The organism is Phaeodactylibacter xiamenensis, from assembly GCF_000759025.1.
Classification (GTDB): domain Bacteria; phylum Bacteroidota; class Bacteroidia; order Chitinophagales; family Saprospiraceae; genus Phaeodactylibacter; species Phaeodactylibacter xiamenensis.
Window position 1 is genome coordinate 91,990 of sequence record NZ_JPOS01000004.1, and the last position, 15,210, is coordinate 107,199.

16 protein-coding genes are annotated in these 15,210 nt (G+C 52.1%); 7 read left to right on the plus strand and 9 right to left on the minus strand.

Annotated features, from left to right (window positions below; translation table 11 throughout):
* Nucleotides 1-2: 2 nt before the first annotated feature.
* Nucleotides 3-821 carry an SDR family oxidoreductase gene (locus IX84_RS01950; protein WP_052515689.1) on the plus strand — a complete coding sequence of 273 codons (819 nt, stop codon included), beginning with the start codon at nt 3-5 and terminating at the stop codon, nt 819-821.
* Here the strand turns inward: IX84_RS01950 and IX84_RS01955 are convergent.
* From IX84_RS01955 to IX84_RS01970, 4 genes are all read right to left on the minus strand, one after another.
* Complete coding sequence (locus IX84_RS01955) at nt 818-2,107, minus strand: serine hydrolase (protein WP_044216118.1); 1,290 nt, start codon at nt 2,105-2,107, stop codon at nt 818-820. The genes IX84_RS01950 and IX84_RS01955 overlap by 4 nt on opposite strands.
* Nucleotides 2,108-2,302: 195 nt before the next feature.
* Nucleotides 2,303-2,605: a type II toxin-antitoxin system RelE/ParE family toxin gene (locus IX84_RS01960; protein WP_044216119.1), complete on the minus strand. Its 303-nt coding sequence runs from the start codon at nt 2,603-2,605 to the stop codon at nt 2,303-2,305.
* Nucleotides 2,606-2,607: 2 nt separating this feature from the next.
* A complete protein-coding gene (locus IX84_RS01965; RefSeq protein WP_152604879.1) occupies nt 2,608-2,868 on the minus strand; it encodes a hypothetical protein in 261 nt (86 codons plus the stop codon).
* Between the two features lie 116 nt (nt 2,869-2,984).
* Entirely contained in the window at nt 2,985-3,836 is an 852-nt protein-coding gene (locus tag IX84_RS01970; protein WP_044216121.1) for a DUF2911 domain-containing protein, read from the minus strand.
* Nucleotides 3,837-4,018: 182 nt separating this feature from the next.
* On the opposite strand from IX84_RS01970, the gene IX84_RS01975 reads away from it, so the two are divergent.
* Both IX84_RS01975 and IX84_RS01980 read left to right on the plus strand, forming a co-directional pair.
* Nucleotides 4,019-4,381, plus strand: a complete 363-nt coding sequence (locus IX84_RS01975; protein ID WP_044216191.1) for a methylglyoxal synthase — start codon at nt 4,019-4,021, stop codon at nt 4,379-4,381.
* A gap of 46 nt (nt 4,382-4,427) precedes the next feature.
* A complete protein-coding gene (locus IX84_RS01980) occupies nt 4,428-5,870 on the plus strand; it encodes an MltF family protein (RefSeq protein ID WP_044216122.1) in 1,443 nt (480 codons plus the stop codon).
* A 162-nt stretch (nt 5,871-6,032) separates the two neighbouring features.
* On the opposite strand, the gene IX84_RS01985 is transcribed toward IX84_RS01980, so the two are convergent.
* The gene (locus IX84_RS01985) at nt 6,033-9,215 is read right to left on the minus strand and encodes a T9SS C-terminal target domain-containing protein (RefSeq protein ID WP_044216124.1); all 3,183 of its coding nucleotides are present in this window, start codon (nt 9,213-9,215) and stop codon (nt 6,033-6,035) included.
* Between the two features lie 89 nt (nt 9,216-9,304).
* Here IX84_RS01985 and IX84_RS33210 point away from each other — a divergent pair, with 89 nt between their 5' ends.
* From IX84_RS33210 to IX84_RS02000, 4 genes are all read left to right on the plus strand, one after another.
* Entirely contained in the window at nt 9,305-9,475 is a 171-nt protein-coding gene (locus tag IX84_RS33210) for a hypothetical protein (protein WP_160213619.1), read from the plus strand.
* Between the two features lie 72 nt (nt 9,476-9,547).
* Nucleotides 9,548-10,123 (plus strand): LOG family protein, encoded by a 576-nt coding sequence (locus tag IX84_RS01990; RefSeq protein WP_044216125.1) that lies wholly within the window; start codon nt 9,548-9,550, stop codon nt 10,121-10,123.
* A gap of 149 nt (nt 10,124-10,272) precedes the next feature.
* Nucleotides 10,273-11,586, plus strand: coding sequence for an adenosylhomocysteinase (ahcY, locus tag IX84_RS01995; protein WP_044216127.1), 1,314 nt, complete (start codon nt 10,273-10,275; stop codon nt 11,584-11,586).
* Between the two features lie 110 nt (nt 11,587-11,696).
* Nucleotides 11,697-12,308, plus strand: a complete 612-nt coding sequence (locus IX84_RS02000) for a HupE/UreJ family protein (protein ID WP_044216128.1) — start codon at nt 11,697-11,699, stop codon at nt 12,306-12,308.
* 49 nt (nt 12,309-12,357) lie between these two features.
* Here IX84_RS02000 and hemC read toward each other — a convergent pair whose 3' ends face one another.
* From hemC to IX84_RS02015, 4 genes are all read right to left on the minus strand, one after another.
* Nucleotides 12,358-13,257: a hydroxymethylbilane synthase gene (gene hemC / locus IX84_RS02005; RefSeq protein ID WP_238578216.1), complete on the minus strand. Its 900-nt coding sequence runs from the start codon at nt 13,255-13,257 to the stop codon at nt 12,358-12,360.
* A 75-nt stretch (nt 13,258-13,332) separates the two neighbouring features.
* The gene (locus IX84_RS02010) at nt 13,333-13,833 is read right to left on the minus strand and encodes an acyltransferase family protein (protein ID WP_052515690.1); all 501 of its coding nucleotides are present in this window, start codon (nt 13,831-13,833) and stop codon (nt 13,333-13,335) included.
* A complete protein-coding gene (locus IX84_RS34045; RefSeq protein WP_238578217.1) occupies nt 13,830-13,931 on the minus strand; it encodes an acyltransferase in 102 nt (33 codons plus the stop codon). Before IX84_RS34045 ends, IX84_RS02010 begins: the two co-directional genes overlap by 4 nt.
* A 52-nt stretch (nt 13,932-13,983) precedes the next feature.
* Nucleotides 13,984-15,111 (minus strand): hybrid sensor histidine kinase/response regulator, encoded by a 1,128-nt coding sequence (locus tag IX84_RS02015; RefSeq protein ID WP_044216131.1) that lies wholly within the window; start codon nt 15,109-15,111, stop codon nt 13,984-13,986.
* Between the last annotated feature and the right edge of the window lie 99 nt (nt 15,112-15,210).

Consider the following 15,210-nt stretch of genomic DNA (forward strand, 5'->3'; position numbering starts at 1 on the left):
CTTTGATCCAGACCATTTCCATTTTAGGTTGCGGCTGGCTGGGGCTCCCGCTCGGCCAAACCCTGGCGCAGGCGGGCTACACCGTAAAAGGCTCCACCACCACAAGCGACAAGCTACGCACACTGACCGAAGCCGGCATTACCCCCTTTCTGATCAAAGCCGGCGACCAACTGGAAGGCGACAACCTGCGCGACTTCTTCCAGACCGATCTGCTTTTTGTAAACATCCCTCCCGGTGGGCGGCGCGACCCCGATGTGGAAGAAACGTACCCCCGGAAGGTCAAAGCTATTGTGGAAATGGCTATGCGGATGGAAGTGCCGGAGCTGATTTTCGTTAGTTCCACGGGCGTATATGGTAATGACAATACCACCCTGGACGAAAGCGCAGCCCTGAACCCGTCCACAGCTTCCGGCCGGGCCCTGGTGGTGATCGAACGGTATTTACAATTACTGCGCGCGCCCCGGTCTACCGTCTTAAGGATGGGTGGGCTGGTAGGCGGCAGCCGCAAGCCCGGCCGTTTCCTGGCAGGCAAAAAGGACAGCCCCAACGGAGAAGCTCCCGTCAACCTGGTGCACCTGGACGACTGCATCAAGCTTATAGCGTCGCTGATTGAGCAGGAAGCCTTCGGGCACACTCTCAACGTGGTAGCCGATGAGCATCCAACAAGAGCCGCTTTCTACACCGCTCAGGCGGAAAAAGAAGGGCTGGAGCCGCCCACCTTCAAAGGGAATAAGGAATTGGCGTACAAAATCATCAGCAATGAGCGGGCTAAAACACTATTGACGTACACTTTCCGGCACCCGGACCCGATGATGTTTTAGTGGATGACAATTCGCTCCGTACCTGACAACCCTTTCGTTGTCCATATCCGGAGGAAGTAGATGCCGGGCACAAGACCGGCTACGTCCATGCGCTGATCCGCTACGTTGCGGACCACTACCCCACTGCTGTTCAATAGCTCTAAATGAGCAATATCCGCTTTGCCGCTCACCCTAATTTCATCCGTCGTTGGGTTGGGGGCAATGGTCCAGTCGGGCCGGGGCTCAACTTCAGCGGCAGCAGTCAGGCACTCCATTTCCGACAACCGGGCCCACAGCTGATTGTCGAAGGAAGAAGCGGCGGCGGCTACCGGGCCTGCGTTATTGCCCTGCCGCACAACGACCAGCCTTTCGCTGGGGACCACGTAGATTTTCTGGTCGTTTTTGCCCAATGCGGCATACATATCGGCTGGTGCTTCGGGTATCATTGGACCATTCAGCACCAGTTGAGTAGCCGGCAGCATAAATGAAGGCTGCCCGTTGAGCCACCAAAGGTACCCGTAGCTTTGGTTGAGGCTCTGAGAAGGGGTAATCATAGCGTTGAAATAGGCCGTATCGGTCATGACCGGTGTGCCACCCCATTGCCCCTCTGCCAACATCAACAAGCCAAAGCGCGCCATATCCCGCGCCTTGCTGTAGTAGACATTGCCAAACCAGCCCCCCTTCATGCCGATCGCGTTGCCCAGGCGCAGGCGGGTGTAAAGGGTGAGGTTAACGCCAGTGGCGGCTTCCACCAATTCCTGGGTATAGTGGTAGGGGGAGTTATGGTAAGCCCAGCGCGTGCCTGCATCCACCAGGTACTGAAAGCAGGCAGGCTCGAAGCAGCTGTTGGTGGTGTCATTCTCCACGGCATCGTCCAGCCCGGTGGTCATTGTGATTTGGTTGCGGATGGTGATAAGGGCTTCCTTCTCCGGCGGGCATTCCGTCCAGCCTATTCCCATATAGTCCGAAACCGGATCATTGATATCCAAATAGCCATCTTCCTGAGCCAGCCCGATGACGGCTGCCATCAGGCTTTTGCCGGCGGAGGCCCAGTACCATATAGAGTCCTGCTGAAAAGTACCAAAATACCGTTCCAGCACGATTTTTCCGTCCTTGAGTATGATGAAGGCTTTTGTATCCCGGCTTTCCACGAAGGCCAGCAGGCTGTCGACTTTCTCCGGGCACCAGTTGAGGCTGTCGGATTGGAGGGTTGCCCATTCATCGCCCTCTGTAGGTGGGAAATAGAGCGATTGGGCTGAAGCTGCATTTAGCAAGCTGAGCAGGAAAAAGGTATAAATCAGGCGCATAGGCTTTTTTTATGGCTTAGACGCTTGGGTGTGGTAAGGGTTTAAATATGAAAGGCCCGGATGTGAGATTGTGAATTCTGGTCTGATACTCCTGTATCCTATCTTTAGTCTTTATGTCTCTTGCGTAGCAGATAAGCATAGGAAATACCAAACAAGGTGCTTTGTTGCCTGACTGGCAGCTCAGTGAGATAAGGGTCAGGGCCGCATATCATCTGGATTCTGGCGCGTATCAAAGATGTCCGTAACAAAAATGAAAGGTGCTGAAACCAGGTAAATTAATTTGTAAAGCTTTGCTACAATAATGTATCGATGCCCCTGCCCCAATTCCTTCAGGTAATCTTCTTCCTGACCAAGCTCAGGATTTTGGCTTAACAAAGCAGACTTCCGGCTAATTTCCTGCTTCAGCTTTGCGAAGTGAGACCGGTTGCCTTTCTTTTTGTAGTAATCGTCAATTTGGCTAAGCCGGCGCTGAGCTGGCTTTGTGATCCTTACTTTCATAATCAGTCTCCCAACTCCGCAAGCGCATCATCTATGTCGACATGCTCCCCCTTTGCAATAGCTTGATTAGACTCCTCTGCTCGTGCTACCAGTTCTTTTTTTGTCATTGGCTTGAGCGCAGCTTCATAAGCACTTGCTTCATTGTCTTCTTTTACCCGAAGTAAGTGCTGTACGACCTCAGCGTCTTGTAGTCGTGCCAACCATTCGATAAGCTGTAATTTTTCTGCCTGTAAATTCATTCTAAGCCATTTTTCAATTATCAAAGATAACGGATTTATGAATTAATCCGTTCACGCAGCCACTTAGTCTCAATATACAAAAACGGGGCGGCCTTCCCAACTGGAAAACCGCCCCGCTTAAGCTTACAATAGATGCAAAATTACTTGCTCCACTCCTCGATAGACGCCTTATTCATGCGCACATAATCGTCGTTGCCTGCCTGTTCAGCCAGCTTCATCGACATTTTAGCAGCTTCGATCGCATCTGCTTTCTTACCCATATCCGCCAGGATGAGTGCCTTGCGGCGTACCTGCCAGAAACGTGGGCTGTCTACATCGGTAGCGATGGTAATCCACTCCAGCGCTTTGTCCAGGTCTTTGCCCATATCGTGGTAGTAAGAAGCAGCAGCGTAGTAATCGTTTGGCGTAGGGCCTGCCATTACGCCGTCAATTGAGGCCTGCACCTGCTTTTCGGTGTGTACTTCCACAGGGATTTTCACCATAGTCTTGTCCCATGCGAAAACGATATCTGCACCAGTCATAGTGATGTTATCCACCGTAAAACGCATTTGCTCGACCATTACCGGGCTTTTCTCCGGCTTCACAGAGACTGTTGCAGCAGGGTCTTTGTCTACATAGCTGCCCCAGCTTCCAGACTCGTATGGATAAAACATCAGCATCCACTCCTTAGCCATTGGCTTGCAGAGTACTGCGTATTCGCCCGCTTCCATTTCCTGGCCGCCAACTACCACGTCCTTATCAAAAGCAAATTTAGTCGCTGCGTTTGCACCGAAGCGCCAGACTTTGCCGTAAGGTACCAGGCCGTCTTCCCCGAAAACAGTACGCCCCTTCACACCCGGACGGGAATAGTTGATCTGAATATCCGTCAATCCAACCATTTGCTCGATTTCTGCCGAAGGGCTGGGAGCAGGCGTTTGGATTTGTGCATTTACCTGCGGCACCATCAGGGCAATGAGTGCCAAAGCGACAAGTGAGCTTAACAGTTTCTTCATTTTACTTGGTTTTAAGTTTAGAATTGTCAAAATTCGTGCACGAAAGTAAGACTTTCGCAGCAACCAAAGAACAACGGGAACATAACTTAGTTGTTTTCGCGGGGACACATTAATCACAAATGATTCAGAGCAGGGATATCCCAAATGCCTGAATACTGAAGTAACCTCTGGCTTTCATGAGTATGACAATCGCAATTATCGCCCACGATGGCAAAAAAGCGGAAATGGTGGCTTTTATCAAAGACCACGCACCGCTGTTCCAGCAAAAGAATATAGACCTTATCGCCACCGGCACCACCGGTTCTCACCTCGAACGCGCCGGTCTGGAAGTGAAGCGCATGGAAAGCGGCCCCATGGGCGGTGACGCGCAGATTGCCAGCCGCCTGGTGGAAGGCAAGGTGGACATGGTCATCTTTTTCCGGGACCCGCTCGGCAAGCACCCGCATGAAGTGGATGTCAATATGCTCATGCGCCTTTGCGATGTACATAATATCCCGCTGGCGACCAATCAGGCAGCCGCGATGCGCTTTGTGAAGACCTTGTAATTTAAACCTTTGCAGTGCCCAGCCCGTTTTACTACAAAACCCTGGCATGCAAAGACTTATATTTGCAACACTATTTCTCTGCTTACTTTTCGCCACCTGTTCACCCGAAGAGCAAGTGCAGGCAGTGAACCCCGACGCTGCATTTCCGATGGTAGACCGGGACCTGGAAAACATACAGGAGTCTGGCGTACTTAGAGCTATTACGGTCTACAGCGAAACCAGCTATTTCCTCTACCGGGGGCAGCCGATGGGTTTTGAATACGAGCTGCTGACCAGACTGGCGGACCACCTCGGCGTACGCCTGGAAATTGTGCCCGCTCATGACCTGGACGAACTTATTAATATGCTCAACCGGGGGGAAGGGGACCTCATCGCCCACGGGCTGACCATCACCAAACCCCGAAAGCAATACATTGACTTTACCAACTACCTCTACCTCACCAAACAAGTGCTGGTACAGCGCAAGCCTGAGAACTGGCGTAACTGGAAACTCCACGAAATAGAACGGACGCTGGTTTCTGACCCTATTGAGCTGATTGAAGATACGGTTTCCGTCCGGCTGGCCTCTGCTTACCACGACCGGCTGAAAAACCTGGAGCAGGAAATTGGCGGTGATATCTACATCGACACCGTATCCGGGGATTTATCTACGGGCAGGATCATCAAGAAAGTCGTGGAAGGCGAGTTGGATTACACCGTTGCCGATGATAATATTGCAGAGATCAACAGTGCCTACTACCCTATCCTTGACGTTTCCACGCCGATCAGCTTTTCGCAACGTGCGGCCTGGGCAGTACGCAAAAACGCCCCAAATTTGCGCCAAGCCCTCAACACCTGGATTGAAGAAATGCGGCAGAAGACCGATTACTATGTGATCTACAATAAGTACTTTGAGAATGAGCGTGCATTCCGGGCCCGCATCGAAAGCGATTTTTTTAGCGAAGCGGGCGGGAAAATCAGCCGGTACGACAGCATCGTCAAACAATTTGCGGACTCTATCAATTGGGACTGGCGCTTTCTAAGCGCCCTGATTTATCAGGAATCCCAGTTTAATCCATCGGCTACATCCTGGGCCAAAGCCAAAGGATTGATGCAACTGATGCCTGCCACTGCGCGGGAGCTGGGCGTCTCAGACAGAACGAACCCTGAGGATAACCTTGAGGCGGGTACGGTCTACCTTGAGGAACTCTACAACCGCTGGGAGAGCATACCTGACAGCGTACAGCGGGTGAAGTTCGCCCTGGCCTCCTATAATTGTGGCTATCAGCATGTCGTGGACGCTCAGGATTTGGCGGAGAAGTACGGCAAAGACCCAGGCGTCTGGGATGAACAGGTCGAGGTGTTTGTCAAGCGCCTGTCCTATCCCAAGTATTACAATGACCCGGTGGTGGACTATGGCTACGTTCGGGGCATTGAGCCGGTCACCTATGTCGATCAGATTTTCGAGCGGTTTGAGCACTATCAGCAGCTGATCCCGGAAGAATCCTAGTGCTCTGTCAATGATTAAATGACGGATAAGGTGTCTGCGAATTTTTGTTCAGACCAAGAAGCACCCGGAGCCTGATAGCCAAAGCTATCAAGGCGAGGAGGCGACGCAGAGCTGGACAAAAAGGCGCCACAGATTACCCGTTAATTTGATATTGACAGAGCACTAACGCAACAAAGTCACATCACCGTTGAGCTCTACCACTTCACCATTGGGCGTTTCCACGAAACACTGGTAGAAGTAGACTTCAATCGGTGCATCCTGCCCGTTGAAGCGGCCATCCCAGCCGGTTTCCGGGTCATCCGTTTCGAAAACAATACCGCCCCAGCGATTGAATACCCGGAGTTCAAAGCTGGTGGCCGGGCAATTGCGGAGCAGCTCAAAGGTATCGTTGGTGCCGTCTCCATTTGGTGAGAAGGCATTAGGCAAGGCATAGGCACAACCACCATCCGGCTCACAAAAGCGGACCTCAAAGCTGAAGTTGTCGCTGTACGTGCAGCCTGCTTCATCAACGGCCAGCAGCACCACACTGTAAATCCCATTCTCTTCGAAGGTCGCCGATGGCATGGGCTCATCAGCGCTTCCACCCACATCCAGATTCCAGTCGTAAATGACGATACTGTCCGGCCCGGAAGCGGAGAAGATTGCAACATCTCCGAGGCAAACCACGCTGTCTCCTTCAATGACGAGTTCCGGATTATCCAGACAGGGGTCAAGTTCTTCGCATATTTCAATTTCAAAAGAGAGGCTCCCAGTCCGGGTACAGCCATTGGCATCCACGGCAGTTAGTGCAGCCGTGAACAGCCCGGTTTCCTGAAAGACGTTTTCCGGACTAGCTGCTGTGCTGGAGGTCAGATTGGAAAAAGCCCAGTCGTAGGTGACCAAATTGGCGCCACTGGCACTAAATACCAGGGTGGAATCCAGGCATAGCGGACCGGTCACATTCAGTTGCAATTCCGGGAGCCCCTCGCAAGGATCGTCCCCGCAGTCCACCAGGTCATCCTCAATGGCAATGGAGTAAATGCAGCCATTCACATCTGTTGCTTCCAGAAAAACGGTGCCTACGCCGTCCTCATCAAAAGTTACGGTGAAGGCAGGCTGATCACTTGTCGCGCCGTTGTTCGCACTCCAGGAGTAAGTGACCAAATCAGCAGAAGTCTGAGCCGTAAAGGTCAGAGGTTGCTGTAAACAATACTGGTCCGGCGGAATGATGGCAATGGGAGGCTGCCCAATGCAGGGGTTATCACTGCAATCCTGAATCTGTACCTCATTTTGCCCGATGTAAGAGCAGCCCTGCAGGCTGATAGCTTGAAAGGTTACCGTATAGTTACCGGGAACCGGAAAGGCGTACTCCAATGCACTTAGGTTTTCAAAGGTCTGCCCGTCTACCGTCCAGGTGATCTCCAGGGGTGGGTCATTGATTAAGAATTCTGTGAGTGGAAAGACCAGGACGGAATCCACACAGGCAAAGCCTTCAAATTCCAAATCCACCAGCTCAGGCCCGCAGCCACCGCAATCGAGCACCTCGAGTGTAGCGGTAGCCGTATATTCGCAATTGAGCTCGTCCCGCACGGTGACTGTGATGGTGTACGTTCCGGATTCATTAAAGTTCACCTGCGGATTCAGCCCGCTGGTCTGCCCAATCCCGCCTAAATCCCAGGTTGCACTCACCGCCTGCCCTTCAAAATCGATACCCAACTGCGCCGGGCTGTTGGCACAAATCTCAATAGGAGCCTGTATGCTTAGGCTTAGATCATCCGGACAGGGGTCCTCTTCACAAAGCTGAATGGCCACCTCCAGCGTATCCGTGAAAGTGCCGGTGCTGGTGGTCAGTGTGAGCACAACGGTAGAGGTGCCAATATCTCCATAACTCATAGCAGGGTTATTCTCAGCTGAGGTTTGCCCATCTCCAAAATCCCAGTTGACATCAGTGACATTCAGGCTGGTTTGATAACTCCACTGTAAGGTAGAGTCTACACATAATACCCCTTCCACCTGAATGTCAAGGCAAGCATATTCCTCTTCCTCCACCTCGGTGTACCCGGCAAAGTAGGTATAGGCATCGGCAAAACCTCTGCCATACACATAGGCCTGAAAAAGCTCAGGACTACTAAGTGTATGTTCCCCCGGGCCTAAACTAATTTTGCGGTATACCTTGTTGGGGTCGCCAAGATAGCCCATCCACACCCCAGCAGGCAGTGGAGCGCCATCCAGCAGAATATTATCCACCTCGTCCGCATTGGCCACAATATTCACGCTATGCTGGGTGAAGGAGGCATCACCAATTAGCTCATTGAAACGGTCCAGGCTTTTGAAGCGGACTTCACGGGTTTTGTAATCAGCGGGCCAGAGCCAAAGCATATTAGGGTCGCCCAGCCCCGATCCCGGTGATGAACAACCCCCGTTCGTATTAAATTGGGCTACAGCTATCGGGCGGCTGGCAGAAATCACCCGCCCACTCAGGTAGGATTCATCATAAACGGTGTAGTACTCACCCTGATCGAGCGTTGCTACCTGATTGCAGTCCACAAACACCTCTGTATTATCTTCGGAAGCAAGCACCCGGATGACTTGTATGCCCTGATTTTGGAAGGGCGTATGGTAGTACAGCGTCCCCCATTTATCTACCGGTACAGCCTGATCATAAACGTGGCTATCTGCTGGTTGCCCGCAATCAATGATGTCTGCCTGTTTGGCACCGGAAAAGACCGCTATTGGCTGACCAGAGACACTTTGCACTCTGCTACCAGTCAGGTCTCCCACCGCCTGCACCTGGTAAATCTGTCCGGCATTGAGCGTAATCGTGAAGGGCACACCGGGTGGGCGGAGCCCCAGGGTCAGGACAGCGGGCGTAATCTCGATTTCCGTTCCATCCTCGGTGCTAAGCACCACAAATGAGGAGGGATCATTGCCCACATCATCGGCATAACAGATGGGAAAGTACTCCGTGCCCAGCTCCGGTTCCGGCAGCAGGTGCGTGGCTTCTGAAAAGTAGGCCCGGTAGTGGACGCCCGTAGCCCGTACCGGTACATCTGAGACAACTCGAATACCGGTATTGCCCGTGATATCCGAGCCCTGAATATAGTAGAGGGCAGGCGGCAGCTCCACTTCTTCGGTACCTCCCGCGCTAACTGAAAAGGGGATGGAAAAGCCCGTTACCGGGATTTGTATTTCGCCGGTAGCTTCCTGATCCGCATGCAAAACAACGGCGAAGACAGGATCGTCGTTGAAGATCAGGTCAAGGTTCTCCATGTAAGCCAGCCAGAACGTGGTGCCGGTACTGGTTTGACCTGCAAGGGTACTAATATTCAGTGCAAGAACTGAAAAGAACAGGAGCAGTCGTTTCATAAGTCGGGGAAGTCTTGTTGTCCAATATGCAACGGCAAATAGCTGGTTTAGGTGCAAAAAACCTAAAATGGAGCTCAAAAAAGCAGGATATGGCAAGATTACGGCAATTCGGGCAAAAGCCTTATTTTGATTCCAAAATTGCCCCTATGCCTCAGTCCGCCCCGGAACGGATCACTACACGCCACCTGATCAACGACTTGCTCCTTATTGCCAACCTGGAGAAAGGCTTTGGCTACACCGTTAAGCAATTGTTCCGGTGACCAACTTTTTAATACTCATCGCGTTTTTTGGGTATTGGGTTTACCAATCTATTTTCTCATAAAAATCCAGGTATGAAATCAGCACTCGTTTTTTGCGGTGCAAACACAGGCAATCATCCGCTTTACGCGGAGGCCGCACGGGAAGTAGGGCAACAGCTGGCACAGCGCGACATCCGACTGGTTTATGGTGCGGGCAAAGTGGGCCTCATGGGCGAAGTTGCGGAAGGCGCTTTGCAAGCCGGCGGTGAGGTCATTGGCGTTATCCCTTTCTTTTTGCGCAAAGCGGAAGTCTGCCATGAGGGGCTCAGCCATTTGTACGTCGTTGACAGCATGCACGAGCGAAAGATCAAAATGGCACAATTGTCAGATGCGGTCATCGTCTTGCCAGGCGGCTACGGCACCATGGATGAGGTATTTGAAATGCTCACCCTCGCGCAGGTCGGGCAGGGGCAGCACCCAGTTTGCTTTCTCAATGTCAATGGCTACTTCGATTTGCTCCTGAAGCAACTGGACCACATGGAGGCAGAGGGCTTTCTAAAACCGGTGCACCGGCAACTGACGATGACCGCATCGAGCCTGCCTGAATTATTCGAAAAACTCGAACAATACGAAGCCCCGCCCAAAGAAGGCAAATGGATCAAGCTTTAGCCTCTGATGCCTGATAAAGCATCAGTTTCTACAAATGCCTGACGCTCAAAATTGAATAAGGCCGGGAAATACCGTATTTTTGCGGCAAAATAGCAGCGGAGATTACTTCCCTGCGTGCATTTATTTTCACTTTAAAAACCAATTCTTTAATGCAATCAGTAGATCAAAAGCTGAAATACAAAGTTAAGGATATCAACCTGGCGGACTGGGGCCGTAAGGAGATTGAACTGGCAGAAGCAGAAATGCCGGGCCTTATCGCCCTGCGCGAAAAGTACGGCGAATCCAAGCCACTCAAAGGCGCTCGTATTGCGGGCTGCCTTCACATGACGATTCAGACGGCCGTGCTGATCGAAACATTGGTTGAGCTGGGTGCAGATGTCACCTGGTCTTCCTGCAATATTTTCTCCACACAGGACCACGCTGCTGCTGCCATTGCGGCTGCCGGTATCCCGGTATACGCCTGGAAAGGCCAAACGGACGAAGAATTCTGGTGGTGCATTGAGCAGACGCTGTTTGCATTTGAAGACGGGCAGCCCCTGAATATGATCCTCGATGATGGTGGCGACCTGACCAACACCGTTTTGGACAAGCATCCTGAGTTGATTGAAGGCGTTCAGGGCCTGAGCGAAGAAACGACTACCGGCGTACACCGTTTGTACGAGCGCATGCGCAAAGGCACTCTGCCTATGCCGGCGATCAACGTCAACGACTCCGTAACGAAGTCCAAGTTTGACAACAAGTACGGCTGTAAGGAATCTGCAGTGGATGCGATCCGCCGTGCCACCGACGTGATGATGGCGGGCAAGGTAGCTGCTGTTGCCGGTTATGGTGATGTGGGCAAAGGTACCGCCGCCTCTCTCCGTGGCGCTGGCTGCCGGGTGATCGTTAGCGAAATCGACCCAATCTGTGCCCTGCAGGCGGCCATGGACGGCTTCGAAGTGAAGCGCATGGAGAATGCCATTCCGCGTGCCGATATCATTGTGACGGCAACAGGTAACAAGGACATCATCAGCGAGAAACACTTCAAGATGATGAAGGACAAGGCCATCGTTTGTAACATCGGCCACTTTGATAACGAGATTGATGTTGCCTACCTCAACCGTGAGCACGGCCACACCAAGACCGAGATCAAGCCACAAGTAGACAAGTACACCATCGACGGCAAGGATATCATCCTGCTGGCAGAAGGCCGCCTGGTCAACCTGGGCTGCGCTACCGGCCACCCTTCCTTCGTGATGTCCAACTCCTTCACCAATCAGGTACTGGCCCAAATCGAGCTGTGGACCAACGGTGACAAGTATGAGAACGAGGTCTACACCCTGCCTAAGCACCTCGACGAAGAGGTAGCTCGCCTGCACCTGGAAAAAATCGGTGCCGAGCTGGAAACCCTGCGCGAAGATCAGGCGGAGTACATTGGCGTGAAAGTGGGAGGCCCGTACAAGCCGGAATACTACCGCTACTAAGCCGATATCACCAAGGGTCTTTACCCAAAATTAATATCATAAAGAGCGCCGTTTCGGGGAATAAACTGGGACGGCGCTTTATTTTTGCATCAGACTAACCGCACCAATCTATGCAATCTGTTTTTCAGACTTATCTCCAACTGGGTTTCAGCCATATTTCTGACCTGGAAGGCTATGACCACATCCTGTTTATCGTAGCCCTTTGTGCCATTTACCAGCTCCGGGAGTGGAAGAGTGTGGCTCTGCTAGCCACGGCATTCACCATTGGGCACTCCATCACGCTGGCCCTTGCGGTTTTGGGGATTATTCCGGTCAATGCTGCCTGGATAGAGTTTCTGATTCCGGTAACCATCGCGCTGACGGCCATCTACAACGTCGTTGCCCACCGCAAAGCCGGCAGCAACCGGGTGTGGGACCGGACTATGAAAGTGAATTACGGTTTTGCCGCCCTCTTTGGACTCATCCACGGCATGGGCTTTTCCAATTTTTTGCGGTCCAGCCTGATGCCCGGGCAGGAAGATCAGCTCGTGACCCAGCTACTGGCTTTTAATATAGGCGTTGAACTGGGCCAGCTGGCGATTGTGGCGGTGGTACTGATGCTTTCCGCTGTAGCCCTGCAACTCATGCGGGTCCGGCAACGGGAGTGGAACCTCTTCATTTCCGGAGGCGCCTTTGGTTTGGCGCTGGTCATGGCGCTGGAGCGGGTGGGCGCGGTGCTTTAAGGCGCAAGATCGAAGTTTACCCTTATTTCAAATCCGCTCAAAACAGAACCTAAGACTTATGCAAAGCCTCTACTACGCGCTCCGCCAACTGGTGTTTGGTGCTCTGAGAAAGCTGTACCCGCCTCAGGGGTGCATTCCACGCATCAGCGAGCGCTGCCCATACATGGTAGTTCCCGGCCGGGTCCTTCTCACAATAGGCCCCCAGTGGCATCTGACAGCCCCCGTCGAGCAGATTTAAAATCTTACGCTCAATATTGGTCAGCTCAGCAGTTTCCTTTTCGTGTATGTGTTTGAGCAGGCGGCGGGTGGGCTTGTCCTCCTCCCGGGTTTGCCAGGCCAGTACGCCCTGTGCAGGCGCTGGAATGAATTCTTTAGGGTTGAACTTCAGGATTTCCAGGTCTTCTGCTTCAATTTTAAGGCGGGTCATGCCGGCAGCAGCCAGTAGAATGGCGTCAAACTGCCCTTCCCGCAGCTTGTTGAGCCGGGTGGGAACGTTACCGCGTATGTCTTTGATCTCCACATCGGGCCGAAAATCCAAAATTTGCGCCTTGCGCCGGGCAGAGGAAGTACCGACCACTGCTTTCTCCGGCAGCCATAAGTCCTGCGCTTTATCCAGCTTTTCCTTACGGATGACCAGCCAGTCTGCCGGATTTTCCCGGTAAGAGACGGCTGTGATGCAGAGGCCTTCCGGCGAATTGGTCGGGAGGTCCTTCATGGAGTGTACCGCCACGTCAATTTCATTGCGCAACAGCGCGTCCTCAATTTCCTTAGTGAAGAAGCCCTTGCCTTCCATTTTATCGAAGCTCAGGTGCTGGATGCGGTCGCCCTGCGTCTTTATGATGATCAGCTCAGTTTCAATGCCTGCTTCTGAGAGGCGGTCTTGTGTATGGTGGGCCTGCCAAAGGGCCAGTTTGCTGCCCCGGGTGCCTATACGTATTTTATCGCTCAAGGTGTCTTGTATTTTCTGCTTTTTGAAAGCCCCAAAGGTAAGCATTTTCACCCTTCCTACCCACCGGCTGGCGTTTCACAAGCTCAGCCTTCCACTATTTACGCCTTCTCTATCACAAATACTTGCAATCCTTTCACTTTCCATTTGGGCTTCCGGGATCACCATATCCCTTACTAACAGCAAAGCAAAGGCTACTGCCGTCCAGATTGCCCAATGCCCAAACTTGTCCAACCGCTTGAACGCATCCAGCAGGCCTACCGCCAGAAACACCCAGAAAAGCGAGGGCAAATACCAGTAAAGCGTGTAGGGGAACACGTAAATTTTCCAGATTTCAGCGAGGTTCCCGGTTTTATTGGTGCCCGGTACGATGTACTGCAACAGAAAGTAAGCCGTGCCCACAAAAACCATGAGGTACAAAATCCGCCTTACTTTTTTTGTGGTAAAGGCTTTGTACTTTTCAAGGGACACCGGCCGGAGTGCATAAACCCAGCCGGAAATCACGGTGAACAGGGGCATCCTCAGGTATTCAAATGTAAAATAGAGGTGCCTCCAGCCTGAATCATCGCCTACTTTCATGCCCCATCGGAGCCGGAACCGATCACATGCCCCATTACCACCAGAATGATTGCGAAACCGCGAAGGGTTTCTACGGAGTAGTCTTTTTTTGTGCTCACTTTGTTTAATGTTTTGTGCCTCCTGGATTTAAGGATATGCGGTTAGCATTTCTCAGGCCTTGGGCAAAGTAAATGCAAAAGTGGTGCCTTCACCGACGGTGCTTTCAACACTTATTTTTCCATTGTTTTTCTGAACAAAGTCCTGAACCAGCAGCAATCCTAAGCCGCTGCCTCCTTCCTTGTTCGTGCCTTCCGTAGTGGTCTGCACATTGGGGTTGAAGATCTTGTCCAGGTTTTCCGGTGGTATACCCACGCCAGTGTCTGCCACTTTTATGACCACCTCATCACCGTCTTCCGCTGCGGTGACGGTGATCGCGCCACCGGTGGGCGTGAATTTTGTAGCGTTGGAAATCAGGTTGCGGACAATGGCGTTGAGCATATGCAGATCGGCCATGACCAGCACATCTTCCGGGATGTTGAGGTCAAGCTGAATCTTTTTGTTATCCAGGTTGAGTTTCACCAGGCGGGCAATACTCTCGATAGCATCCCGCAGCTCAATTTCCTCCGGGGTCACGATCAGGGCATCGCTCTGTGACTTGGCCCAGCCTAATAGGTTTTCGAGCAGGTTGAGCCCCTCATCCGTTGACTGCAGCAGCTTAATGACGGTGTCCTTAAAATCCTCTTTACGGGGGTCAATCAGCCCCCGGTTGATAAAGTCGAGGCTCAGCTTAAGGGAACCAAGAGGCGAGCGTAAATCGTGCCCGATGATGGAAAACATCCGTGACTTCAGGCGATTAGCGGCAGCCAGGTCGGTAGCCTGCCGTTCTACCTTACGGCGGCTCGTCAGCAGGTCAATATGGTTTTTGATACGGACCAGCAGTACCTTTTTATTGAAAGGCTTGGTCACATAATCCACTCCTCCCAGTTCGAAACCTTTGACAATATCCTCCGTCTGATCTAACGCTGTGATGAAAATAATGGGCAGGTTTTCATTAGCCGGGTCCTTTTTGATGCGCCGGCAAACTTCAAAACCGTCAATATCCGGCATCATGACATCGAGCAGCAGCAGGTCGGGCTGTTCGGCTTCCAGCGCCGCGATGCCGTCCTCCCCGTTAGAAGCGACAACGGTTTCATACCCGGCTTCATCGAGTATGAATTTCAGCAATTTTGTATTGAGGGGGCTATCGTCAACGATCAGTATCTTGGGCGCAAGATCGGTTTGCGCTTCGGTTGCCTTCATGGGGTATCTAGTTAAGCAAGTTTTTGTGCATAAGGACCTTCTTTAAGCAGGTGGCTTAAATTTGTTACAAACTACATAAATTCGTATGATCTTCAAAAA